Below are 26081 nucleotides of genomic sequence, written 5' to 3' on the forward strand. Positions count from 1 at the left end.
ATGGCAAAAAAAATGTATGATTTATGGATGGATAGATTTTATCGAGATATAAGTATAAAAAATTCCGTAATTATTTATGGGAATACCCTTGACATTATGTATAATCAATATAATCAAGGAAGGTACGAAACCGTGCTTAATAATGTTGTAGCCTGTATCAAAAGTAAGGGTTACACAAATATTGTGGTATGGGATAGGGCCGATGGAATAAATAAAAATATATCAAAAGATATTCCGCAATATAAGAGCGAAACTAAAATCACCGCATCTGAAACTTCCCAAAATGTATCAGAGTATGATTTAGGGGATGAGTTTTCAGACATAACCAACGAAGTAAATCAAACTTATTTGGATCCGAACGATTTTTTTTCATACATGCTTAATGTTTTAGAAAAGGGTACGGGAAAAAACGCATTTATCTTGGATTATTCAGATTATGTTTTTGGGAATGAAAATTCTTTAAGCGAGCTGGAAAGAAATTTACTTCTTAAAGCAGGAAAAGCATTGCAATGTCAGCCTTATAATCCCGGTGTGGAAGATTTTTTCAATTTAGGTAATATTATAATTATTATTGCAAGAAATCAGTCTATGATACCTACTCTGTATTATCGCAATAACCCTCTTGTCAGTTCAATAAATGTTCCATTACCGGGAAGAAATGAAAGAGAACGGTTTATAGATACATATTTAAACTGCTTTAATCTTTCTCAAAATATTGCAGGCGATAAAATAAAAAAAGATGATTTTATTGATTCGTTGGACGGCTTTTCATTAAAAGAAATTGCACAAATTATGAAATTGTCGAGATTGCCGGATAGCGGTAAAATGACATTTGAAAAATTGATAAATCTTTATAAGTACGGAGAAAAAATAAGCCCGTGGGAAGAGCTGTCTAAAGATAAACTTCAGACACTTACTGAGAGTCTTTCAGCCAGAGTAAAAGGACAGGATTCTGCAGTGGCAAAAGCAAGAGCCGTTATTCTCCGTGCATATACGGGATTTGCCGGTTTGCAACATTCAAGTAAACAAAAAAAACCTAAAGGTACCTTGTTTTTTGTAGGGCCTACAGGAGTTGGAAAAACAGAATTGGCAAAGGCTATCGCCGAATTTATTTTCGGAGATGAAAATGCCTGTATTCGTTTTGATATGTCCGAATTCAGTCAAGAGCACAGTGATCAGCGTCTGATAGGTGCTCCTCCCGGATATGTGGGATACGAAGCGGGCGGGCAGCTTACCAATGCCGTAAAAGAAAAGCCTTTTTGTGTTCTTTTGTTTGACGAAATAGAAAAAGCTCACTCCCGAATTCTCGATAAGTTTCTTCAAATATTGGAAGACGGCCGTCTCACAGACAGCAAGGGGGAAACCGTTTATTTTTCCGAAACGATTATTATTTTTACCTCGAATATAGGTGCCTCAAAAATTTCATCCGATCTTCCTGCCGATGAATCGAAAAAAATGTTTATTGAAGCGGTAAAAGAAAAGTTTATGGATATTGATAGACCAGAGCTTCTTAACAGGATCGGAGATAATATTGTTGTTTTTAATTTTATAAAAGATGCGGATGTTTTTAATCAAATTGCAAGAATTAAATTTAAACCCGTCATAAATTTTATGAAAGAGCGTTATAAGGCAAATATTATTTTTGAAGATGAGGAAAAAGCCTTTTCAGTAATTGCAAATGCGGCAGGAAAAGAAAACGGAGGGCGCGGTTTATTAAATGTGATAGAATCAAAAATTGTGAACTTGCTTGCAGACTTTACCTTTAAAAACGAAGACGATTTGGAGGGACAAACGATTGTTATTAAATTGCTGAATCCTGAACGCTGTATATTTTCTATTGAAATTCAATGATGAGTTTTTTGAATTTAGCAGCTATAAGAGAGTGTACGGAGTCGGAAGGACCGGGAAAGCGTTTTGCCGTTTGGTGTCAAGGATGTGCAAAACGGTGCCCTGGTTGTTGTAATCCGCACATGCAGGAATTCACCGAGAAGATAATTGTAAAAGTTTCAGATCTTATTTCCTTAATAGAAAAATCCAAAAAAGAAAACGGTATTGAAGGTGTGACTTTTTTAGGAGGCGAGCCTATTCTCCAAGCGGAAGGTTTTGCAGAGATCGCTCATTGGTGCCGTCTTAATTCTTTATCGGTTTTACTGTTTTCCGGATATGTTTATGAAGAGCTTATCTCAATGAATAATGCTCATGTTAATAAATTACTTAAATATACCGATGTGCTTGTTGACGGTTTATTTGAAATTGAAAACTATGACGATAAACGAAGCTGGATAGGCTCTAAAAATCAAAAAGTTTATTTTTTATCGGACTTCTATAAATCCGGTATCGAATTTAATGGGAACAACCATCGAATGGAGATATTAGTTTCGGATAAACATATTTTTAGAAACGGTTGGCCTTTTTAAAGCAGGGGGCTATACAAAACACATATAATATTGTATACTAGAAATAAGGTTTTGCAAGATATTTGACAAAATTCGCAAACCTCCCAAAAGTGCCAAAACCCCCGTTTTTTGGGGTAGGTTTGCGAAATTGTGTAAGTCTATACTGGATATAGAGTTACACAATTATAGGGAAGGGTTTTAAGACGATTTTCGGCTTGACAACAGAAATTCGAGGGAGGTTCGCGAAAACGGCCTTCTAAGTCTATATCTGTTATAGACTTACGATGGGTAGAGTATAAATTTTAGACCTGACTTAAGGGATTACGACGATATTCTTGTTCTTTCATAAGCCGTACTCCATTTTTGTATAAATTTTAGACCTGACTTAAGGGATTACGACTAATGGGTCAGGAATTCCAACCACTTTTATATAAGTGTATAAATTTTAGACCTGACTTAAGGGATTACGACACGTTGAATAAGTCAGAATACATTGTGGATGTGTATGGTATAAATTTTAGACCTGACTTAAGGGATTACGACAATTTCATTCCGTATATTGATTGGTGTACTATTTTGTGTGTATAAATTTTAGACCTGACTTAAGGGATTACGACATGACGACTATCGATAACGTTAATACCATCCCTACATAGTATAAATTTTAGACCTGACTTAAGGGATTACGACCGCTCATATAACATGTCATAGTACTCTCCTCGGGGATTTGTATAAATTTTAGACCTGATTTAAGGGATTACGACCTTGCCTTTGATACCATCTTTGCCGAGGGGCAGCGCCGTATAAATTTTAGACCTGACTTAAGGGATTACGACCTTCTCGCGACTGTTGCAAAGTTTCATACATCATTTCTAGTATAAATTTTAGACCTGACTTAAGGGATTACGACAACTAAATCATCTTTAATAAAAGTGACATTATAACCTGGTATAAATTTTAGACCTGACTTAAGGGATTACGACAGAGGTTATTTTCCTCCTTCCCATAATGAAGTTCATAAAGTATAAATTTTAGACCTGACTTAAGGGATTACGACCTCAAGTTTATCCTCAGAAACTTCATCAACTACAGTTTCAAGTATAAATTTTAGACCTGACTTAAGGGATTACGACATCCTCTGCTAATTTTATAATACAAAGAGTTTCAGCCCCGTATAAATTTTAGACCTGACTTAAGGGATTAGTTGTTTTAATGTGTAATTGTGTTGAATATCAATAATTTACCTAACCTGTTAGTTCATGAATTTCTTTTGTTTCCATCTCGACTAAAGAATTGACTTAAAACTTTGTAAAAAGACGGGTTCTTAGCGATTGCAAGCCGGCGTAGCAATCCAAGCCCTAAGCGGCATTTTGGAGAAAGGTGGGGTTATAGGGGAGGTACAACCAACGAAGTTTCGAGGTCATACACCTTTCTCCGAAAAAGGGGTGTTCCTCCCCTAAAAGATTTTAGACCTGACTTAAGGGATTAGTTGTTTTAATGTGTAATTTATAATTGGAGAATTGGGAATTATGTCGAATTCTTTGCTTGGTTGGTTAATGCTATTGCATTGCCCAACTTTTGAATTTATCATTTCTTTACTTTCCATCTCGACTAAAGTATAGACTAAAAACTTTGTAAAAAGGCGGGTTCTTAGGGACAGTGCCCCTAAGCGGAATTTTGGAGAAGGAAGGGGTTATAGGGGAGGTACAACCAACGAAGTTTCGAGGTCATACACCTTTCTTCCGAAAAGGGGGCTTCCTTCCCCTAAGAGATTAGATTATAACTTCTCAATTTCTTCAATAGAAAGACTTGATATTTCTTTAATTAAGTTTATATCAAATCCTTTTAACTTCATCATTTTAGCTGTTTCAAGCTTTGATTGATATGCTCCATCAGCAAATCCTTGCTCTATGCCTTGTTGTCTGCCTTTTATTTCACCCTGCAATATTCCGGCTTCAACTCCTTCCCGATAACCTTCACTTATACATGATGCCCTGTCGTGTTCGTATTTCATTCTGGACTCATATAGCCATTTATCTCTAGGACTCATTTCCATTAACTCAATAGTTGTGTCGGCTTTTCTCATCATCGCCGATTCTTGTGATAACATTTTTCTTACCTCCCGATTGTCTGTTTCGATAAATTTCAGCCAGTTTAACAAGTGTTTCATTTTATTGTCTTTACATTGAGATTCTTTTAAGAGTTTAGCCCTTTCAAGGTTTAGTATATGAATCTCAAGCTTTGAAAGCAAAGGCTCTTTTGTATCTTTTTCTAGAACAAGATATTTGTTGTGTAAACGCTTATTTTTATTAAAACCTTGTCCTATCAAGTTTATTGTAATACACTTTGGGAGTTTTGTATAGTCTTGGCCTTGTTTTATACCATCGTTATACATTTTAGACCAATAATACAAGGTTCTTTCAGGAAAATCAAAATGCCATCTGTTTTGAATTTCGATATCGACAAGGGTTCCGTCTTTTAATCGCAGCTTGATGTCTAAGATACCTAGCTTTTCACTTAAAAGTTCCCTATGAAACTCCTTATCCATAAGTTCTAATCCTGAGATAGTTTCAGGCGGAATGTCTAAAATACATTCCAGAAAATCTTGTAGAATATCTTTGTTCTCTTCCGATCCGAAGACTCGTTTAAAGGCATAGTCGTTTCGGAGAGTTACCGTAAAAAGTCTTTGCATAGTTAAGCCTCATTAATAAATTTTAAAGGAGAAAAATTCTCTCCCTCTTTCATAATTATTATAGAAATTTTGTTTACATAATTAATAAGATTTGAGAAAAGTTTTTATTGCAAAAAAATTTAAAACCGCAGGGGGCTATACAAAACACATATAATATTGTATACTAGAAATAAGGTTTTGCAAGATATTTGACAAAATTCGCAAACCTCCCAAAAGTGCCAAAACCCCCGTTTTTTGGGGTAGGTTTGCGAAATTGTGTAAGTCTATACTGGATATAGAGTTACACAATTATAGGGAAGGATTTTAAGCCGTTTTTCGGCTTGACAACAGAAATTCGAGGGAGGTTTGCGAAAACGGCCTTCTAAGTCTATATCTGTTATAGACTTACGATGGGTAGAGTATAAATTTTAGACCTGACTTAAGGGATTACGACTCATTCTTATTGTCAGATACTGAATCCGTTCCGAAATGGTATAAATTTTAGACCTGACTTAAGGGATTACGACCATTCTTCTACGGCACGTTGTCTCAAAGCTTCTTCAAGGTATAAATTTTAGACCTGACTTAAGGGATTACGACGTCGATGCGATAAACAGCATAGACACGATAATGAAGTCGAGTATAAATTTTAGACCTGACTTAAGGGATTACGACGAATACAAGTATACGAACCTCGAATGTTTGTATTTAACTTACGTATAAATTTTAGACCTGACTTAAGGGATTACGACGAGCAGCATATTTATTTATCATGTCGGCTAGTTCCTCATGTATAAATTTTAGACCTGACTTAAGGGATTACGACTCATTCAATTCGATCTGCTCTTTGATTTCTTTACTCATACTGTATAAATTTTAGACCTGACTTAAGGGATTACGACTAGGTACATTTTCAAACCTAAAACCTGTCAAATCTAATAAGGTATAAATTTTAGACCTGACTTAAGGGATTACGACTAGTTCCTTTCAGGACTAACTTGGCAATATTAACTTGTATAAATTTTAGACCTGACTTAAGGGATTACGACAGGACTATACTAGCAATATTAACTTTTAATTGCCAGATTAGTATAAATTTTAGACCTGACTTAAGGGATTACGACCTTGCCAGTTCATTGGCAAGTATCATTTCAATTTGTGTATAAATTTTAGACCTGACTTAAGGGATTACGACTTGCATAGAATTAAACTCTCTTATAGGGGAGTCGGATGCGTATAAATTTTAGACCTGACTTAAGGGATTACGACTAGAAAACGATTACCAGATAGTGTTTCCAATATGGTAGGGTATAAATTTTAGACTTGACTTAAGGGATTACGACGTTTAAAAGTATCTAAAATTTTTTGATGTTTTTCATTCAGTATAAATTTTAGACCTGACTTAAGGGATTACGACCGTAGATTTACTTTCTATAAAAGTATCCGTATTAGCACGTATAAATTTTAGACCTGACTTAAGGGATTACGACGTGATGAAAAAGAATTAGAAGCTAGAAGATTTAGATTAGTATAAATTTTAGACCTGACTTAAGGGATTACGACCAGTTTTTCCCGTGATTCTGTCTATAGGTAATCTTTCTGGTATAAATTTTAGACCTGACTTAAGGGATTACGACGTATCTCCAGCTATATATAAATGAGTTACATTATTTTCTTGTATAAATTTTAGACCTGACTTAAGGGATTACGACCTGGTTATCTATTATTAGAAGAACAACTAAATAAATTACTTGTATAAATTTTAGACCTGACTTAAGGGATTACGACTTTGGAACGATTTGCCCGTTTTCGATCTTTTCATCGTGTATAAATTTTAGACCTGACTTAAGGGATTACGACTATATAGGTCTAAATCTTTTGTTATATAAAATATTAACATGTATAAATTTTAGACCTGACTTAAGGGATTACGACAGAACTGGGTAATAATCCCAGTTCTATTATTTAATTAGTATAAATTTTAGACCTGACTTAAGGGATTACGACGAGATCGAAAAAAGAGCAATGGAAGAAAAGCCCTTGAGTATAAATTTTAGACCTGACTTAAGGGATTACGACTAAACTGAACAACATCGTTCAGTTTGCTGAAATATGTATCGGTATAAATTTTAGACCTGACTTAAGGGATTACGACACTCAATGGCCTTATCAGGTTTTAACTTCAGTTTGTAATGTGTATAAATTTTAGACCTGACTTAAGGGATTACGACGGACTTTCGAGTTTTGCAACAACATCATCAAATTTAAAGTATAAATTTTAGACCTGACTTAAGGGATTACGACTAGGACAGAGGGTACAGTTTGTATTTGGTGGTAATTGGGTATAAATTTTAGACCTGACTTAAGGGATTACGACTAAGCTACGTAACCTTTAGTAGCGAGTTTTAATTCATGTATAAATTTTAGACCTGACTTAAGGGATTACGACTAAGCTACGTAACCTTTAGTAGCGAGTTTTAATTCATGTATAAATTTTAGACCTGACTTAAGGGATTACGACCATTTATCTTTGAGAATGTCAAAAAAGACTTTTTATATAGTATAAATTTTAGACAAAATTCAAAATAGTTCTTTACAAATCTGAATTTGTATTGTATAATTTTCCAAGGTTTAATTTAAATAAGGATTGTTAAGGGAGCAATGGTTTTGATACGGCGGTTCGATTCCGCCGGCTTCCAAAACTAAAAAATGAATAAATATATTTAAGATTAGTGAAAATGTTTTTAAGGGAGGAAAATTTAAAATTATGTATGTTGGCCGATATACAGAGGTTGACTCCTTAGAATTAACCCTTCAATTTCTTACCCCTGCTTTTTTTAGGCGGTGCGGATGGAAATGCCGAACTTCGTTCTGCCTCTTTTAAGGGGCTCTTGCGTTATTGGTGGCGTGTTTTATACGGTGCACGGTATATAAATGCCGGAGAGGAATCATTAAAGGCAAAAGAGGCTGAAATTTTCGGTACATCCGGTGCAAAAGGTTCCGATTTTGGACAGTCGCAAGTTCATATAAGTATTGATAATATCTCCATAAGAATCGGTCAATTTGATAATAAAAATGGAGCTAAAAAGACCGTATTCCATAATTCAAAGGAGATGAAGATAAATGTATTGGATTATCTTGCTTATGGGCATCACGAATATAAAAAAGAAAAACGTATGAATGAATATATTCATACTGTTATACAAGCCAATAGTTCTTTTAATATTAAAATTACAGCTTTAAAAAAATACTCTGAAGAAGTGTTCCAAGCCTTTTTGTTTATGATAGAGTATGGTGGTGTGGGTTCAAAGTCAAGAAACGGCTTCGGCTCTATGAAGATTATCGAAAATAAATCTAATCATAAATTAAATCCTGCATTATGGCATATTCACAAAAATCATGTTGGGTTTTCAGCCCTTTCATCTGAATCAAGATTGTATATAGAAAAAAATTCTACAAAGAAATCTTGGGAAGAGGCTTTGTCTGAATTGGCCAAGGTTTATATGGAGATTCGAGAAAGATTGGATCGAAAGCATATATATAATCTTAGAGGCTGTCTTGCTCGTCCGATTATTACAAGAGATAGATCTGTACCTGATCATGTCAAAAAAGGAAGACATCCAAAGTGTACTCTTTTAAGTGTTAGCGAAAAAGAAACTGGACTTTATGGAAAGATTCTTATCTTACCTGTTCAATTTACCAAGCTTTATCCTGATGAAAGTAACGGTTCGTCAGAATATAGAAATATGATAAAGATCTTATATGATACATTGGATAAAAATAAATTATGGCAAAATAACACCGCATCGATTTTAGGAGGCCAAAAAAATGGAAGATAAAAAAAATTATTGGCAAAATAAAATATCTCTTTGGCTTCATGATCCGGTTTGTAAGGTATTTGATATTCCAAATCATACAAAAACTGCAAACGAAATTGCAAGCTTATTCGGACTTAGCTCTGATAGTCATTTTTATAAAATTTCCGATTCAATAGCCGTTTCTTTAACCCGTTCTATTCTTCCTGATTATGACAAGGGAGGCAATATTGATTTTAAATCGGCTGAACAACAGTATATTACTCATCCTCTGGTAAAAAACGGCAAAATGAATGTGAACTTGTCTAATATAAATATAAACTCTGAAAAATTGTTAGAGGAAATAAAAGATACTATTAATACCGATATAGGGGACTTAAAAGCTGCTAATAATATTGGTGAAGATAGCGAAAAATGGGCAGAGGTAGTTTATAATTATCTTTTCTTTGCCTTTCAACGCAGGCTTCGCAATGAAAATATAGGAAGGCTTGGGGCTATTTGGGATATTCTGCCTGCAGATACCCGAATTCCCGATCATTCTCTTTGGTCTCATCTTGGCTTAGTATCTGCTATCGGTTCAAGCATGGGGGAGAATAGCGATCTAGACAAGAAAGGAGATATAAGTCTTGTGGTATTTTCTCTTACACCGGTACAGGAGTTTATTTCAAAGGCCAGAAAACTTCGAGATTATTGGACAGGCTCGGTTCTTTTATCCTATCTTTCTTTTACCGGTATTACCTATGTAATGAAAAATATGGGGCCTGATCATATTGTTTATCCCTCATTACATAACCAACCCTTAGTAGACAGCTGGCTTGACAAAGAATACCATCTTGGTTCATTCCTAAAAGAAAATGATGCCGACTTAAAAAACTTAATAGACGATACTAAGGGCATTGCTGCCTTTCCTAATAAATTTGTATTTTTGTGTTCAGACGATAAGGTAGAAAATGTTTGTAAAAACATAAAAAAAAGAATTCAAAGTGAATGGATAAAGATTGCCGACTCGGTTAAAACTTTTATGCAGTCTGAAGAAAATGATGTGTTTACAAAATTATGGGATACACAAATAGAAGACTTTTGGAAGTTTTCATGGGCATCTTCAAAATTAACTGAACTTGATGATAAGGATGTCTTAGATAAACTTTTGCCTTCAGACCGAATCTTAGGCGAATATGAACTTATTAAAGCATTTAAAGAAAGCCGATCCGGTAATTTTGATAACGGAACTGCCCGTCTTTATTCTTCTACTCATTCGCTTATTCAAAGTGTTCTAGCGGCAGGAAAAATGAAACCATCGAATATCCGGCGTTCTCAAAATGGTGAAAAATGTCCGCTATGCGGTGAAAGAGAGGTCTTGCATAATTTTAAGTATACAGGTACAAGTTCTTCAAAAGACTATTCTGAAGCAGTAAAAAAATTTTGGGACAAGATGAGAGAAAAAAGGAATCTTGATGTTTCATCATTTACCCAAGTAGGTGAACATGAGCGTCTTTGTGCAGTATGCTCGGTAAAAAGATTTTTGCCGACAATACAGCTTAAAGATTCACTTTTAGCACAGATATTTAACTCTGCCAAAAACTTTCCATCAACAACTGAAATGGCTGCGAACTCATTTTTGAGTGAGTTAGATAACTATATGAAAAAAAACGGCATACAAATAACAAACCATAAAGATTTGATTGATTATCTTCATAATGCAGATATTTTTATCAATGATATAGATGAAACTTCAAGCAAGGAAATTTTAGAAAAGATAGAGGAAGAAGCTAAAATTAAGTTTACCGATAAGGATAAGTATTATGCCGTTCTCCTTATGGATGGAGATAAGATGGGAGACCTTATCAACGGAGAAACAATTGAAGCTTGTTGGCAAGATGTTATCCATGAAGATTTGGTAAAGAATATTAAAAATGGCAAGTTGGAAATTCCTCACCTTAAAGAATTTTTGCCTAAAAAACGGACAATGAATCCGGCACTTCATGCGATGGTATCCGATGCTTTAAACAATTTTGCGCGATTCGGTGTGCAGCCTGCAATAAAAGCTGCCGGAGGAAGGCTTATCTATGCGGGAGGGGATGATGTTTGTGCCGTCTTACCGCTTGAGCAAGCCTTAAATGCTGCATATAAGATTCAAGAAGCATATCGATTGTCTTTTGCCGAATATACAAAAGATGGAGTACACTCAATTTCTGAAGGTACTCCTGAAATGAAAAAGATAGGTTTACATCTTGGGAAGGGTGCTCAGGGAATTTCCTTATCAGGTGCCATTGTCATTGCCCATCATAAGGCCCCCCTTAGGGAAGTTATACAGGCAGCTCACCGCTTGTTGGATGGTACGGCAAAGGATAGGGCAGGACGGAATGCTCTTGCCATTAGACTGAGTAAAAGATCGGGCGGCGATAGAGACTTTTTCTTTAAGTGGGATGCTCAAAATATCTTTGCCGACTCAGGTTTCGGTTCTGCATCAATATATGAAGCTTTTAATTCCATTCAAAAGGCCGTAATTGAGGACAAAATCAGTACTACCTTATTATATAAGCTGCAATCGCTTAGTAATTTTTTTGCTCCTCTTCTCAAAACAGTGGATGAAAAAGAAAGAATATGCAGACTTTTAAAATATGAGCTTTCTCATTCAGGTACATCCTCTGAGGATAAGAATATTGAAAACTATGTACGCGACCTTGCAGGCATTTGTTTTATAAAAAATAAAGAGAATACGGGCCTTGAATTTATTCCTGAAGCTGCAATTATTGCAGCCTTTTTAGGCAACCCTAGGGGAGGTAAAAAATGATATATTATGAGTTTTCTCCGCTTGACACCCTCTTCTTCAGGGGTACCGTGCCGATGGAGGCAGGTCAGCTTACGGCTGTTTCCTTATTTCCGCCTCCCGTTTCCGTTTTTACAGGAGCTATTCGTACTGCTGTCTTAAAGGAAAATAATATTTCCTTTGTTAATTATAAAAATGGAAATGACGGCAACAGCGAAATAATAAATCTGATAGGTAAGGCCGGAGAACCTGCTCCTTTTTATGTTACCCTGTTTTTTATAAAAAAAGACGGACGCTTTTTTATTCAGGCTCCTTCTTCTTGGTATCTGGATTCAGATAAAAAACCGGTATCTAAAGCAGATTATACTGAAGGAAGATTGACTCAGGCCTTTTTAGCTGATGATTATTTTTCTAAACTTAAGGTTACTTCCTCTGAGCATGATCTCCCCTTTGTAAAAGCAGACCATGAAGCCTATCCTATCTCATCCCTTTGGATAGATATAGATTTTTTTAGCACATCTAAAAAACATTTAGCCGAGAAAGACTTTCTTTTAAATGCTGAAGTTTATACTATCGAAAACAGGACAGGAGTGGGCTTAGATGATAAACGCCATACAGTTGAAGGTCAACTTTATACTGCAGCCCATATTCGATTGCTAGATGGAATCACCTTTGGTGTAGGTGTTTCTAAAGAAACAGGTTTAAAAGAAAAAGGAATTTTGTCGCTTGGAGGAGAAAACCGTATATGCACTTATAATAAAATTGCCCCCTCTTTTGATTTTAAAGAGCATAATTCAGGTTTTTACCTTTCAACGGCACCTGTCAAAGCTGCCGATCCTGTTAATGCTGAAAATAATATTTTAAAATTGTTTTCATCAAAAAAATTAGTTGAAATAGCCGGTTGGGATTTGCACAAGGGTTTTCATAAGCCTTCGGAAACATGGATTCCTGCAGGTTCCGTATTTACTGAAAAAATAAATGAAGCATGTATTTCATTGCCTTTAATAGGGCAGTAAACTTATAAGGAGAGTAAGATGTCTAATCAAAATTCTATTGTAGTTATGTATGGTTTAACACCCTGTCATGCAGGCAGCGGATCTGCGATGGGGGTTGTGGATTTGCCTATCCAGAGAGAGAGGCATACCAACTGGCCTGTAATTCAAGCTTCCGGCGTAAAGGGTGCTTTTAGGGCTAATTTTGAAAAATTCAGAAATAGGATACCTGAAAACGACAAAAATAGGATTAAGGACTTTGAAAATATAACAAAAAGTATTTTCGGTTCTTCAGATGATACAGGCTATGCCGGTTCATTTTCTATTTCTGATGCGAAAATTCTTGCCTACCCTATGAGGTCAAACATAGCTCCCTTTGTATGGATAACCTGTCCCTCTGTTTTAAAACGCTTGATAAAAGATTTAAAATTTATAGGTAAACCAACTACCGAATTTGATTGGACAAATGTAGAGTTAGAATTAAATAAAAATATCTCCTTTGTTCTTTCGAAAAAAGATAATAAAGATTTATTGTTTGAAGGTGATAAAGGTGTGTTAATTGAAGATTATCAGGTCAGCATAAATAAGAATAATGATTCGGTATCAGGTTTAACAGAGATTATTTTAAAATATTTGGAAAAGGCTGAAAGGCTCCTCTTGGTTTCGGATGAGATTTTTAATTACGGAGTTACGGATTGCACCCAAGTATCTGCAAAGATAAGCATTGATTCTAAAACGGGGACAACTATGGAAGGTTCTCTGCGTTATCAGGAGGAATTGCCTTCAGATACTATAATGTACAGCATTATTTGTTGGGGTGATAGTAAGAATACTGTTGAAGAAAATTTAAAAGCTGAGACGATTAAAAAATTTATCTGTGAAGAGGTCATTGCCAATTATATTCAAATTGCCGGTGATGAAACATTAGGCCGCGGTATCTTTGAATTATCATGGATATAGGAGGAAATGGATGAGCAATAATCAAACAATACAGCAAAAAAGAGCTGCCTTTGCTTTGGATAAACTTTTGCCAAATGGAAATGAAAAAGTGGATAAGGAACTGGCACAGTTTATTATAGGCGTTCCTAATATGATCCTTTCAAACGGAATAGGACAAACCTTTGCTTTTTTACTGTCAAAGAAAAAAAGTAAGATGGGAAGGGTTTTCGATATTATGAAAGACTGGCTTGAGCAGCAGATGCCTAAACAATTTCCTCATATTGAAGATAACATTAAGTTTTTGCGAAAGTTTAACAGTATTTCCCAGCCGGAATATCTTGATGCCCAGCATGAGTGCCTGCGTTTATTGGAGTGGCTGAAGCGTTATGCCCGTGCCTTTTCAGAAGACAAATAGGGAGGCTGCAATATGGGAAACAACAATAAAGAAAATGCTAAATCATCTGTTGGAAATAATGTAGATTTTAAATCTTTTTATCCCATACCTGAAGGTACTGTTAAACTTTTGAAAAGGCAGACTGCTAACTTTTCACTTTGCTTTCCTAGATTGACTCAATGGGTTCAAAGGGACTCTGATATAAAAAAAAGTGAAACAGATAAAAAAAAAGGAATCGTTGGTACTATTGAATCTTTAGGAAACCTTGCTAACTCTAATATGCCTTTTGCCGACAATATACTTAATTCATACCATAAGAGACAGGAATCTTATCTTAAATCTCTTGAGGAGCAAGGTTTTAAAACTCTTACGATCTATGCACAGTCAATATCTCCCTTTATTACTGGTATTGGCTCAGGGCATCCTACTGAAACAGGAATGATTCTTGATCGTAATACAGGCTTACCATATCTTCCTGCAAGCAGTATAAAGGGTGTTTTGCGGCTTGCTTATGCAGTTAATATTGCAAACGGCAGAAAAGAAGTTCCTGATAGTGAATTATTATATTATTTTGGAAGTACCGATACTAAAAATGCTGTAAGAGGACAAGTTGTTTTTTTGGATGCCTATCCTTATAAGGTGCCTAAAATAAGAACCGATATAATGAATCCGCATTTTAACAAATATTATACCGATGATAAGGTATCTTTACCTGTTGAAACAGAATCTCCTGTTCCCATAAATTTTTTGACAGTTCAAGAAAAATCGGTATTTGTCTTTAGAGCCTTTTTTTTGCCCTTGCAAAAAAAGGTTGAAAAAACCGATAAAGATAGTAATACCAATGAAACTCTGAAAATTGAATACAACGAGTTTTCCGAAAAAGATAAAATAGCATTACATTCAGCTTTTAAAACAGCTTTTTCTGTGATAGGATTTGGAGGAAAAACCTCAATCGGCTATGGCCGCTTCAAAGAGATTGAAAAAGAAGAAGCCGAGGAATATTCAATTATCACATATTCTTCACCTGCAGAAATCACTGAAGTGAATGTAACTAATAATTTAAGTCCTGAGCTTCATAAAATTTATAATGCAAAGCTAATTGAACAAGTAGATGCAAAGGGGAAAAAAAAATGGAAGATCCAATTCATTGATTTTCCAAATTGTTCTGGTTCGATAGTTAATTTTCAAGAGATTATAGATGCCAAAGACGGCTCTTTGATTAAAGTAGAGATTTTAGCAAAACTGGCTACTGGTTTTAATTGTAAATACACACCGGATTAAGACTTATAAGTAGTACTATTTATTGAAATTTGTCCATGTGTAATCAAATATGCTTTTAAGGTATATAATACAATGATGAGAAATTTTTATTTATGAATACAACTCTAATCACTTCTCTAGGTACCGGAATGTACGGTAAAGAAGGTTATAGGCAGACGATATATCATTTTGCAAGCGGAATTCAGCGTGAAAACAATATGTTTTTGCGTGCTGTTTTAGATTCAAAACTCTATGATATCGGGAAGATAATTATCATAGGGACTAGAACCTCCTCATGGGATATTCTTGCTGAAGACTTAGGAGATACCGACTTTTGGATGCAGCTAAAGGATGAATGTTCTTCACAGGGAATAAGTGATGCATCTCTTAATAGTTTGCAAAACTTATTGACCGATTTTTATAATTTTCCGGTTTTATTGTCGGCTCACAATCCTGTTATCTGTAAAGATACTATTGATGAACTCTTTCCTCTTTACATAAATGCAATTGATCAAGCTGGGGAAGATGATGATATACTCCTTGATATAACTCACGGCTTCCGGTCAATGCCGATTTTTATGTATCAGTCTCTTCTTTTTAAATTTTCGCACACTAGCCGTCATATTCAAATAATTTATGGAGAGTTCATTAAAAGCGATCAAATATCTTATGTTCGTGATCTTTCATCCTATTGGGAGCTTTCACAAATCACTGAAGCAAAAAACAGATTTTTTATGCAGCTTGACGGTAAATTAATTGCAGAAAAACTTGATAGTCATTGGCCAAAGGGGGCTAAATGTATAAGGGCCTTATCGGGTATTGTGGAGTGTAATTTTGCCCTTCAAATTCCTATTATTTTAAATCAGATCGGAAATGTTTTAAAGGATGCTCCTGAATCTCCATCTTGGATAGAGGATATAAAAACCTTTTTAGAAGAATTTAAAAGAAAGGTAAGTGATAAAACCCTTGCCAAAACTCTATATAACTATGCTTCCTTTCTTGCAGAGAAGAAGCTCTTTGTTCAAGCTGTAATTGCCTTACAGATTTCGGTTGAAGTAAAGATAATTACACTATTTGATAAAGAGGATAGCGACTATATAGGAAATTATGAGAAATGGCAGGATACCTATAAAAAGGAGTATCACAACCTACGTAAAAAATTTGAATATAAAAAGAAATTGAATCGTCTTGAAGAATTACGCAACCAAATAGCTCATGGAGGTTCAATTTCTAGATATCAAGGCGGTTCCCCTCAGGCTGTAAACACGGAAAAGATTTTTTATAGTGTACAAAAACCGGTATTGAGTTTTTTTAAATTTGCTGATAATACAATCAGGCATTAGTTATTTTAGTTATAATAAAGTTTACTGTATTGTTGATAATATTTATAATGTGTAGTAATAGCCTTCAGCCCCTTGTTCCTTTTTTGTTTTAGTACTATAATAGCTTTATTATCAATAAAACAGGAGTTTTTTATGCGAAGGGAACATGACTTACTCGGAGAGTTGGATATTCCGGAAGATGCTTATTACGGCATTCAGACTTTTCGAAGTGTTGAGAATTTTCAAATTACGGGCTTAAGGCTCTGTGATTTTCCCGATTTTATTAAGGGGCTTGCTTATACAAAGCAGGCAGCAGCCGAAGCCAACCACGAGCTCGGCTATTTGAGCGATGAAGTTTACAAGGTTATGGTTCAGGCTTGCAAAGAAGTTGCCGAAGGTAAATTCGACAAGGAATTTGTAGTCGATATGATTCAAGGCGGTGCCGGAACTTCTACCAATATGAACGCAAACGAAGTTATCGCCAACCGTGCAAACGAAATTTTAGGAAAGGCTAAGGGATCTTATTCACCCTGTCATCCCAATAATCATGTAAACTTTGCCCAATCCACAAACGATGCCTATCCTACAGGTGCAAAGTTGGGCATCTCTTTAAATACACCGGCTCTTATCGATGAACTTAAAGCCCTTGTGTCTTCGTTTAGAAAAAAGGCCGAAGAGCTCGGCGACAATATAAAGATGGGAAGGACTCAGCTTCAAGATGCTGTTCCCATGACCCTCGGCCAAGAATTTGAATCCTATGCCGCTTCTTTGGAAAATGAAATTCCTCAGATTCAATTTGCAAGAGAAAATCTTCACACCATAAACATGGGAGCTACGGCTATCGGAACAGGTATCAACTCAGATCCTAACTATACGCCGAAAGTTACCGCTCATTTGGCAAAGATTTCGGGGCTTGACTTAAAGGCTGCAAAGAACATGATCGCCGCCACAAACGACACCTCCGACTTTGTAACCTATTCTTCACAATTAAAGCGCCTTGCTGCAAAGCTTTCAAAGATATCGAGCGACTTACGCCTTCTTTCTTCAGGGCCCAGAACAGGACTTTACGATATAAGCCTTCCTCCGATGCAGCCCGGTTCTTCTATCATGCCCGGAAAGGTAAATCCCGTTATACCTGAAGTTGTAAATCAGGTTTGCTACAGGGTTATCGGAAACGATACTGCCGTTGTTTTGGCTGCCGAGTCGGGCCAGCTCGAGCTCAACGTTTTTGAACCGGTTATGATTTATTCTGTCTTCGAGTCTATTAAGCTTCTTATAAATGCTATGAAGACCTTGAGAGAAAGATGCGTTACAGGCATTATAGGAAACTATGAGCATTGTAAGGAGAGCGTTCACCGAAGCATCGGCTTGGTTACTGCCTTAAACCCCGTCATCGGCTATGAGGCTTCCTCCGATATTGCAAAGACAGCCTTGCGCGATAACCGCAGCGTTTACGAGCTTGTTTTGGAAAGAGGTCTTCTTTCAAAAGAAAAATTGGACGAGGTTTTAAAACCCGAAAATATGACAAGACCCAAGAACATGTCAAAGATTTAGTTTAATCTATAATCGTTATTTCGACGCGTCTATTTTGGGCGCGACCTTCTTCGGTGCCGTTCGGAGCAAGAGGCCTTGTTCCGCCGGCACCTTGATAAATAAACCTTTCCGCCGATATTCCCTTTTTTGTAAGTTTTTCGATTATGGTTTTAGCCCTTTCTTGAGATAGAATTTTTTCTTCTTCAGGATTGCCGGCATCTGCTGTGTGTCCTTCTACAAAAAAGAAACTGCCGTCCGACTCCTTTAAAATTTTTGCGATCTCGTCAAGCTTCGCTTCTTCTCCTTTTAAAAGAATAGCCCTATCAGGTTCAAATTGAAGATTTTTAAGCCTCAGCATTGTGCCCCGTTTTGTTTTGCTTACCTCAAAATCTTTATTGGGAGTAATTTCCGCTCGTACAGTGTAAGAATAAAAATGAAGCAAAAAGCCGCGGTGTTTTATTTTTTTTTCGCCGGAATAAAAAAACTCTTCATCTATTTTTTCGCGTATAAAAATAGGCCTCTTTGTATCGTCAAGGTAGATGTCTGCCTTTCTTCCGCCTTCCGATTTTATAAGTTCTTCATCGCCAAGCATATCGGTACCCTTATACCGGAGACCGAAGGCTGCTTCTACATGGTGAACGTTTTTGCCGTTAAAAATAGTTTTTCCCTTATATTTAAAACCGGCATTTACAGGAATTCGGGTAGCATGTTTTTCCGGTTTGGGTTTTACGGCAATAGTGCATTTTCCTTCCCATGTTTTTCCGATATCCTCCTGAGTAAAGTTTTTTTCGGGCAAAATAGGAAAATTCCTTAAAAGGGGATAGCCTTCATCTTCCGTAAACATTTGGGGCTGATAAGGATTTTCTATATCTTTTTCATCTTGTTCCGGAATAAATTTAAAAGAAATAGGTAAGATTGAATCTATAGGCAAGGCAGCTTTATGTCCGTTTTTTCGGCTTTTTTGAAGAACAAAGGCTTCTCCTTCGTAAAGATAGCCGGCTCCGGTACCGAGATTTGTTTCGCTCATGTAAAGGCGCGTTTCTCTGGAAGTAAGCCCTGCATATTTTCCGTCAACATAAACCGAGTAATCGGCTCTTTCAGTAATTACTATTTTTCCTCCGGATAAATTTTCTTGGGCCAAAAGAAGGTTTAAATAAAAAATCAAAATGAGACAAATTAAGAAGAACTTTTTTGTGAAGGGGTGTTTTGCCTTTAAATTCCAAAATGTCATTAGCTTTTTTGCCTTTCTACAGTTTTTCTATTTCTTCTTTACTAAGTCCTGTAACCTGTTCAATCTTTTGGCTTGAATCTCCCAGCTGCTTTAATAGTTTAGCTGTCTCGAGTTTGTTTTGGTAGGCCCCATCAGCAAAGCCCTTCTGAATACCCTGTGTAACGCCTTCTCGATAACCCTCACTTATACAGGATGCCCTGTCGTGTTCATACTTCATTCTAGAATCATATAGCCATTTTTCTTTTGGGCTCATTTCCATTACTATAATTTTATCATTTGCTTTTGCCATTACTTTACAAGTTTCTGCCAACATTTTTCTTACCTCCCTGTCATCAGTTTCAATAAATTTTAACCAGTTTAATAAGCGTTTCTTTTTATTATCTTTGCATTGACCTTCTTTTAATAGCCTTGCCTTTTCAAGGTTTAATATATGTATCTCAAGTTTTGAAACTAAAGGCTCTTTTGTGTCTTGTTCAAGAATAACATACTTATTATGCAAACGCTTATTTTTATTAAAGCCTTCCCCTATTAAGTTTATTGTAATACACTTTGGAAGTTTTGTATAGTCTTGGCCTTGTTTTACACCTTCATTATACATCTTAGACCAATAATACAAGGTTCTTTCAGGGAAATCAAAGTGCCATCTGTTTTGAATCTCAATATCAATAAAAGTCCCGTCTTTTAGTCTTAGTTTTATGTCCAAAACTCCTAACTTTTCGCTTAAAAGCTCCTTATGAAACTCCTTATCCAGAAGTTCCAGCTCTGCGATGCTCTCAGGCGGAATATCCAGTATACATTCCAATAAATCCTGTAGTACATCCTTGTTTTCCTCCACTCCGAATACTCGCTTAAATGCATAGTCGTTTCGGAGGGTTATTTTAAACGGTTGTGTCATATCAACCTCCATAAAAATTATTTTGTAAAGAAAAAAAATTTCCCCTTTCATAATTATTATCAAAATAGTTTGTAATAAATAGTAAAATCCGGCCTTGAAATCGGCCGGAAAATATGATAAAATCGGCGTCTTGAGTGATAGGTCTTTTAAATAAATGGAATACTTTGACGATGATTATTTTGATGACGAACAGATAAAGCTCCTCGACCCTAAAAATGTTTCTTCTCTTTTGGATGAGGACGGCCCCCTTGCTTCTTTTTTTTGAAAAATATGAAGCCCGCAAACCTCAACTTGCACTAACAAAATCTATTTGCCGCTGCTTTAATGAAGAGGCTATAGGCGTTTTTGAAGCAGGTACGGGGGTAGGAAAGAGTCTTGCCTATCTTTTGCCTGCAATGATGTGGGCAAAACAAAATAAAAAACGCGTTGTAATTTCTACGGGAACCATAAACTTGCAGCAGCAGCTCATAGAAAAAGATGTCCTTACTGCAAAAAAAATTTTGGGAAAGAGTTTTCAGGATATGAAGGCAACCCTTGTAAAGGGGAGGCATAATTTTTTGTGCCTTCGGCGGATGACTCAGGCATTGAGGGAAAACGATTTTTTTACTGAAGGGCAGGAAGAACTTGAAAAGATAAAAGAATGGGCAACTGAAACAAAGGACGGCAGCCGCTCCGATCTTGATTTTATGCCGTCGGAAAAGGTTTGGTCTACTGTCTGTTCCGAGCCCGATAATTGCCCTATGAACAAGTGCCCTTATTTTTCGGGCTGCTTTGTTATGAAGCTAAAACGCGAGGCCGAAAACTCATCAATATTGGTTGCAAACCATCATATTTTATTTGCCGACCTTTCAGTTCGGGCCGAAGGCTTCGGGTATCAGGGAACGGCTGTTCTTCCTTCTTATGACAATATAATAATAGACGAAGCTCACGGAATTGAAGATGCCGCTCAAAGTTTTTTTTCAAGCGAGATTTCCCGCTTTGCCTTACACAAGCAAATCAATTTACTATACCGCTTTAGGCGCGGCAAGCAGTCCGGTATTTTAAGCGGCATAGTTTCAATCTCCAAAAAGGCGGAACTCTTTACCGAAATCATAAACCTACTTGAAGTTTCTGCCTCTTCTTTTAATATCCTTGAAGAACAAGCCTTGCAGATTCTTCAAACCTATCAATCAAAGAGCCTCACTCAAACTTCAAGTGATGAAACGGAAAAGCTCTTATCATGCGTAGATAATTTTTTTAAAAACATAAACAACCTTAACATAAAACTTGAAAATCTTATAAACGCAGCCGATGGGGAGGAAGACGAAGAAGGCTGTATAAGGGACGGCCTTGTAATCCTCAGGCGCTTAAAAAAAATGGCTTCCGTAATGGAGAACTTTTTAGCGAGGAGCGAATTCCCGAATGATGTTTTTTGGTTTGAAAAAATAAAAACGTCGCAAGGGGAGGCCGTCCGCTTTATTCAAACTCCGTTAAACCTGGCTCCGATAATGCGCCGTTCGGTTTTTATGCCCATGGCAACCGTAATCTGTGTTTCAGCTACCTTAAAGATCGGGGAGGATTTTAATTTTTGGTTTAACAGAAATGGTCTTTATAATTTTACCGAAAAAAGAATCATCAAAGACTTTTTTCCTTCTCCCTTTCCGTATGAAAAAAATGTTGTCTTCAATATTCCGACCGACATCCCGATGCCGGATGAAAATAATTTTCAAGATGCGGTAAACGAGACCGTCCTCGCCTTATTGGAAATAACCCAAGGCAAGACCCTTATTTTGTTTACCTCTTACGATTCTCTTCAAAAAACTTGTGAGTATGTGAGAGAGCATATTGCAGAAGGAATAAAAATTTTAAAACAGGGCGAGGCTGACAGGATGCAGCTCTTATACGAATTTAAAGACGATGTTACAAGCTGCCTTTTTGCAACATCTTCCTTTTGGGCAGGAGTGGATGTTCCGGGAGAATCCCTTTCCCATGTAATCTTGGTTAAACTCCCCTTTGCAGTTCCGACGGAGCCCATATTTAAGGCCCGTGCAGACTTAATCGAAAAATCAGGCGGAAATTCTTTTATGCAGCTGAGCGTTCCCGAAGCCGTTGTACAATTCAGGCAGGGCTTCGGCCGTCTTATGAGATCCAATACCGACCGAGGCATAGTTACTGTCTTGGATAAAAGAATTTTAGTAAAGCGCTACGGTTCAATATTTATTCAAAGCATTCCTCCGACGATTCAATGTTTTTCGGAAACAAATACCATATTGAACAAAATAGAAGATTTTTTGTATAATTAATCAAAAGTTTTTATAGGAGAAGGAAATGGGTGCTCTTATTGCGATTTTATGTTGTTTGGTTCTTTTGACTTGGAGAGCTGTACTCATCGGTGTATTTCATGCCGTTTACAGACGGGGCTGTGATTGGGTTAATAGCGAAGTAATAGTAAGGCCTGCTCCTCGGCTGCTTTTTGCTGTTTTTAAGCAATATACAGGTTTTAAGTTTGAAGGAGATTATAGCCTTACGGATCAACTCCCTGAGCAATATCTGGTTATATCAAACCATCAAAGTCTATTGGATATTGTAGCACACATGAACTACTATAACGGCACAAGGCTCCGCTTTGTTGCTAAGGAAGAGTTGGGGCATAATGTCCCTCTGGTTTCTCCAATGTTAAAAAGCGGAAAACATTGTTTGGTAAAAAGAACAGGAAGCCCGACACAGGCGATGAAGGCTGTCGATAAATTTGCAGAGTATGTCGTAAAGAATAATCTTATTCCCGTTATTTTTCCCGAAGGCTCCCGATCTAAGGACGGCGAGTTAAAATCATTTCATGCTGCCGGTTTTAGAAGATTTTTAAATGCGGCTCCCATGCCTGTTGCAGTCTGTGCTCTTGACGGAGCCTGGAAAATATCTTCGCTTACCAGACTTGCAAAAAACTTAAAAAACGAAACTTATCGAGTTAAGCTTTTAAAAATTTATGATGCCCCCAAAACCAAGGAAGATCAGGTTAAAATTCTTGAAGAAGGAAAGGCCCTTATACAGGCACAGCTTGACGAGTGGCGTTTAGCCGATAAACAAAAATAAAAATTAATCTCGGCTAAAAAAAGCTGAACTTAAAATTTTATTTGTACAATTGCCTTGAATTTTCCTATCTTGATATTTTCGATCGGATGAGCATATTCTACTCCTATGTTTGCAACAGAGCTGATTGTCATATATATCTTACCGTAAACAGATTGATAAATATCTGCCCTGTTTTTTTCTGCATCCAAAAAATTAAATAAAGCTCTATATCCGGTTTTGATATTCAGCCTGTTAAAAAATATGGGAAGCCACGAACTTCCTGTTTGAATATCATAGCTTAAAAGAGTCAGTTCTCCTTCAAAGCCGAAGCCGTAATTTATTTTTCCCGGGCGGATAATTTTTTTTACATTTTCATATTCACTCATATTCGGAAGATAGGATGCCATGCCCATCAAGGCCGTGCTTCTAAAAAATCCGTAGCTGCCGGTGTGAGGGAGGGCAAAGGCATTGCAGCCGAAATACGAGCTCAATTTCAATTTGACCGGAACAATGGGAGGCCTAAAGGATGCGAAAGTCTGTAGTGCAAAAGCATTTATTTTTGAAGGAAAATGAAAACCGTGTTTTAATCCGCCTGCCGCCTGAAACATTATAAAATCTTTTGTAAAAAAATTTGTATTTAATCTTTGAGAAGATTTTTGATAAGTATAAACGGCGGATAGTTCTTCCGATAAAACAGGATTTCCTAATTTTTGTCCGTAAAGAGTTTTTGCTTTTTGAAAATAGCTATCAGTAAAAAAACTGAATCCCTCAATAGACAAACCCGCCCTTCCCGATACATTGTGATAAAAAGAATTTAAGGGCAAAAATAATTCGCTTTCTATGCTGCTGCCTATTTTTCTAAATTTAAAAAATTTATTTTCATCATAAAATTTAATTTGAATATTTGCCGGTCTTGTTTCCGCCTTTAATAAAATGGATGTTTCATAAAAAAACGGCTTAAAATAAAAAAGAGAAAGGGTTTCAAAATATAAGAAATTTGTAGGATCATTCCAATATAATTTAATCCCGATCGGTATATTTTTGTGCTCTCCCAAAAGTCCCGAAAAAATCGATGACGGGCAGGGGAAAGGGTTTATGCATCCATGAAAAATAATTATATTTACTCTTTGTTAAAATATCCGTATTAGGAATTTTTGTTTTTATTTCTTGAGCTGACAGTTCAATCGTTTTTAAAGCTGCCTTTCTTTCGGTAAAAAAAGAAGAATCTATTTTATAAAGCGAATTGTATTTTGTAAAAACTCCGGCATAGATAATTTCGTAATTGTTAGTTTCATTTTTTTGTTTTACAATCGGAAAAAACGTGCCGCCCGAAATATCTTTTTCCAAGACCTTTAATTCATTTGTTTTTAAATTAAAGAAAGCCGATCGGTAAAGGGTATTTTTATCTGCCCATGAAAAACTTAAAACAGGATCTTCCTCCGAATTATTGCTTTGTAAGTATCTTATTGCAGAAAGAGGTTTTTCAAATTCGATTTTTTTTATTTCTTTTGAAACGGTATCTATGATCAATATGTCTCGGTTTATTCCGTCGGCTGCAAGTAGTGCAATTTTGTTTTTACCTGCAAAGACGGGGTTATAAAGAGCCGAATAGGGAAGTCCCGGCCCAGCCTTTAATAGGGCTTCTTTTTTTTCGAAAGATTCTTTATCGATTAAAATAAGCTCTGAGAACTGACTTTTTATTTCTATTCCGCAAAGCGTTTCCCCGCAAAAGGATGCATATCTTAAAGACTTAAACTCCTTATTTAAAAATTTCTTTTTCTGAATGTCAAAGATTCTTGCCCTGTTGTTTTCGCCGAGAGGCGAGTTCACTAAATCGCTGACCAAAAGAAAATTTCCGTCTTGCGAAAAACTTAAAAAAGAAAGAGTAGGTTCTGCCTTAAAAAGTTTTTCTTCTTTTCCTGAGCCGTTAAAAAAAATTACATTTTTGGTTGTAAAATCAAAACAGGCAAATCCGTTTTTAGAGCTTGCAAGAAGGCTAAAACCCGACATCTCTTTAATCGGGTTTTGAGGGGAGAGTGAGTTTTCGGGAAATCGAATCGATTCTAAAAAATTGTTCCAAAGTTTATCAAGTTCTTTATTAAAAATCTTTTTTGTTTTTCCTCGCGGAAAAGAAGAAAGAGGATTTGCCCAGTATTTTACATAGGTTTCCATCCCGTAAATTTTTTTGAAGATATTGGGCAAAGGCTCCGCCGTAAATATAAGGCCAAAGCCCTCCGGGATAAACATCTCTCGCACCCGCAGCCTCCTTCCATGAAGGACTTGCATTTTCAATCCTTGCCTGCATTAGATGGTGCATGATTAAAGGATCGTTTAGTCTGCCCTGATCTTCTTCTGCACTTTCATATGAAACGGCAACTCCCTCGGTAAAGGACATTGGCAGGAGAGGTAAAAAATATGTGAGCGAAATTGCATGGGTCAATTCATGGTAGAGTACTTTTAAAATTATATCTCTTAGATTGCTTAGCTGTCCTTCTTCAGGTAAGGTATCAAAAAGAACAATCCTGCGGTAAGGAAAAAAAGTATAATATCCGTTTAGGGCTTCCCTGCCGCCCTCAATATAGATGGGCATTCTTTTTGGAATTTTACGGTTCAGTTTTTGCGAGATATCTTCGGCATAATTGTCGGCATATTCCGAAATCAGGGCAGCCGTCTTTTCGGAGCTTGAAGAGTAAATAATATCGAAGTATTTTGTTTTTTGAACAAAAAGATTTTCTGCATTTAAGTGTATGAGTTCAACTATCAAAAATAAGGAAATAAAAAAAACGAATTTTGTCTTGTGTTGCATATTAAGCAA

Annotated in this window: 14 protein-coding genes, 2 pseudogenes and 2 CRISPR repeat arrays; of the genes and pseudogenes, 12 read left to right on the forward strand and 4 right to left on the reverse strand. The window is 36.3% G+C overall.

Annotated features, from left to right (window positions below; translation table 11 throughout):
- Both E4O00_RS04230 and E4O00_RS04235 read left to right on the forward strand, forming a co-directional pair.
- Entirely contained in the window at positions 1-1851 is a 1851-nt protein-coding gene (locus tag E4O00_RS04230) for an AAA family ATPase (protein ID WP_253678744.1), read from the forward strand.
- Positions 1852-1859: 8 nt separating this feature from the next.
- Entirely contained in the window at positions 1860-2417 is a 558-nt protein-coding gene (locus E4O00_RS04235; RefSeq protein ID WP_253678745.1) for a 4Fe-4S single cluster domain-containing protein, read from the forward strand.
- Between the two features lie 272 nt (positions 2418-2689).
- Positions 2690-3603: direct repeats of the CRISPR family, unit length 35 nt; unit sequence GTATAAATTTTAGACCTGACTTAAGGGATTACGAC.
- Positions 3604-4173: 570 nt separating this feature from the next.
- On the opposite strand, the gene E4O00_RS04240 is transcribed toward E4O00_RS04235, so the two are convergent.
- Complete coding sequence (locus E4O00_RS04240; RefSeq protein WP_253678746.1) at positions 4174-5088, reverse strand: Rpn family recombination-promoting nuclease/putative transposase; 915 nt, start codon at positions 5086-5088, stop codon at positions 4174-4176.
- 398 nt (positions 5089-5486) lie between these two features.
- Positions 5487-7662: direct repeats of the CRISPR family, unit length 35 nt; unit sequence GTATAAATTTTAGACCTGACTTAAGGGATTACGAC.
- 233 nt (positions 7663-7895) lie between these two features.
- On the opposite strand from E4O00_RS04240, the gene cmr1 reads away from it, so the two are divergent.
- From cmr1 to E4O00_RS04280, 8 genes are all read left to right on the forward strand, one after another.
- Positions 7896-8906, forward strand: coding sequence for a type III-B CRISPR module RAMP protein Cmr1 (gene cmr1 / locus E4O00_RS04245; RefSeq protein ID WP_256484005.1), 1011 nt, complete (start codon positions 7896-7898; stop codon positions 8904-8906).
- Positions 8896-11676, forward strand: coding sequence for a type III-B CRISPR-associated protein Cas10/Cmr2 (cas10, locus tag E4O00_RS04250; protein ID WP_253678748.1), 2781 nt, complete (start codon positions 8896-8898; stop codon positions 11674-11676). Before cmr1 ends, cas10 begins: the two co-directional genes overlap by 11 nt.
- Positions 11673-12668, forward strand: a complete 996-nt coding sequence (locus tag E4O00_RS04255) for a type III-B CRISPR module-associated Cmr3 family protein (protein WP_253678749.1) — start codon at positions 11673-11675, stop codon at positions 12666-12668. The genes cas10 and E4O00_RS04255 overlap by 4 nt, the downstream gene beginning before the upstream one ends.
- 18 nt (positions 12669-12686) lie before the next feature.
- A complete protein-coding gene (gene cmr4 / locus E4O00_RS04260; protein ID WP_253678750.1) occupies positions 12687-13604 on the forward strand; it encodes a type III-B CRISPR module RAMP protein Cmr4 in 918 nt (305 codons plus the stop codon).
- Between the two features lie 10 nt (positions 13605-13614).
- Entirely contained in the window at positions 13615-13998 is a 384-nt protein-coding gene (cmr5, locus tag E4O00_RS04265; RefSeq protein WP_253678751.1) for a type III-B CRISPR module-associated protein Cmr5, read from the forward strand.
- A 12-nt stretch (positions 13999-14010) separates the two neighbouring features.
- A complete protein-coding gene (gene cmr6, locus E4O00_RS04270; protein WP_253678752.1) occupies positions 14011-15258 on the forward strand; it encodes a type III-B CRISPR module RAMP protein Cmr6 in 1248 nt (415 codons plus the stop codon).
- A gap of 92 nt (positions 15259-15350) precedes the next feature.
- Positions 15351-16580 (forward strand): TIGR02221 family CRISPR-associated protein, encoded by a 1230-nt coding sequence (gene csx2 / locus E4O00_RS04275; protein ID WP_253678753.1) that lies wholly within the window; start codon positions 15351-15353, stop codon positions 16578-16580.
- A 132-nt stretch (positions 16581-16712) separates the two neighbouring features.
- Positions 16713-18113, forward strand: a complete 1401-nt coding sequence (locus E4O00_RS04280; RefSeq protein ID WP_253678754.1) for an aspartate ammonia-lyase — start codon at positions 16713-16715, stop codon at positions 18111-18113.
- 1 nt (position 18114) lies between these two features.
- Here E4O00_RS04280 and E4O00_RS04285 read toward each other — a convergent pair whose 3' ends face one another.
- Together E4O00_RS04285 and E4O00_RS04290 are read right to left on the reverse strand one after the other, a co-directional pair.
- Positions 18115-19323 (reverse strand): OmpA family protein, encoded by a 1209-nt coding sequence (locus E4O00_RS04285; RefSeq protein ID WP_253678755.1) that lies wholly within the window; start codon positions 19321-19323, stop codon positions 18115-18117.
- A gap of 16 nt (positions 19324-19339) precedes the next feature.
- Entirely contained in the window at positions 19340-20218 is an 879-nt protein-coding gene (locus tag E4O00_RS04290; RefSeq protein ID WP_253678756.1) for an Rpn family recombination-promoting nuclease/putative transposase, read from the reverse strand.
- 154 nt (positions 20219-20372) lie between these two features.
- Here E4O00_RS04290 and E4O00_RS04295 point away from each other — a divergent pair.
- Together E4O00_RS04295 and E4O00_RS04300 are read left to right on the forward strand one after the other, a co-directional pair.
- Positions 20373-22500: pseudogene (locus E4O00_RS04295) on the forward strand (ATP-dependent DNA helicase).
- 25 nt (positions 22501-22525) lie between these two features.
- Positions 22526-23287 carry a lysophospholipid acyltransferase family protein gene (locus tag E4O00_RS04300; protein ID WP_253678758.1) on the forward strand — a complete coding sequence of 254 codons (762 nt, stop codon included), beginning with the start codon at positions 22526-22528 and terminating at the stop codon, positions 23285-23287.
- A 29-nt stretch (positions 23288-23316) separates the two neighbouring features.
- Here the strand turns inward: E4O00_RS04300 and E4O00_RS14180 are convergent.
- Positions 23317-26072: pseudogene (locus tag E4O00_RS14180) on the reverse strand (hypothetical protein).
- Between the last annotated feature and the right edge of the window lie 9 nt (positions 26073-26081).

The sequence above is a fragment of the Treponema sp. OMZ 788 genome, assembly GCF_024181245.1.
GTDB lineage: Bacteria > Spirochaetota > Spirochaetia > Treponematales > Treponemataceae > Treponema_B.

Coding starts and splice junctions, on each gene's coding strand:
- csx2 (WP_253678753.1), top strand. CDS start 15,351: ATGAATACAACTCTAATCACTTCTCTAGGTACCGGAATGTACGGTAAA.
- E4O00_RS04300 (WP_253678758.1), top strand. CDS start 22,526: ATGGGTGCTCTTATTGCGATTTTATGTTGTTTGGTTCTTTTGACTTGG.
- cmr4 (WP_253678750.1), top strand. CDS start 12,687: ATGTCTAATCAAAATTCTATTGTAGTTATGTATGGTTTAACACCCTGT.
- E4O00_RS04255 (WP_253678749.1), top strand. CDS start 11,673: ATGATATATTATGAGTTTTCTCCGCTTGACACCCTCTTCTTCAGGGGT.
- E4O00_RS04240 (WP_253678746.1), bottom strand. CDS start 5,088: ATGCAAAGACTTTTTACGGTAACTCTCCGAAACGACTATGCCTTTAAA.
- cmr6 (WP_253678752.1), top strand. CDS start 14,011: ATGGGAAACAACAATAAAGAAAATGCTAAATCATCTGTTGGAAATAAT.
- E4O00_RS04280 (WP_253678754.1), top strand. CDS start 16,713: ATGCGAAGGGAACATGACTTACTCGGAGAGTTGGATATTCCGGAAGAT.
- cas10 (WP_253678748.1), top strand. CDS start 8,896: ATGGAAGATAAAAAAAATTATTGGCAAAATAAAATATCTCTTTGGCTT.
- cmr5 (WP_253678751.1), top strand. CDS start 13,615: ATGAGCAATAATCAAACAATACAGCAAAAAAGAGCTGCCTTTGCTTTG.
- E4O00_RS04230 (WP_253678744.1), top strand. CDS start 1: ATGGCAAAAAAAATGTATGATTTATGGATGGATAGATTTTATCGAGAT.
- E4O00_RS04285 (WP_253678755.1), bottom strand. CDS start 19,323: ATGACATTTTGGAATTTAAAGGCAAAACACCCCTTCACAAAAAAGTTC.
- E4O00_RS04290 (WP_253678756.1), bottom strand. CDS start 20,218: ATGACACAACCGTTTAAAATAACCCTCCGAAACGACTATGCATTTAAG.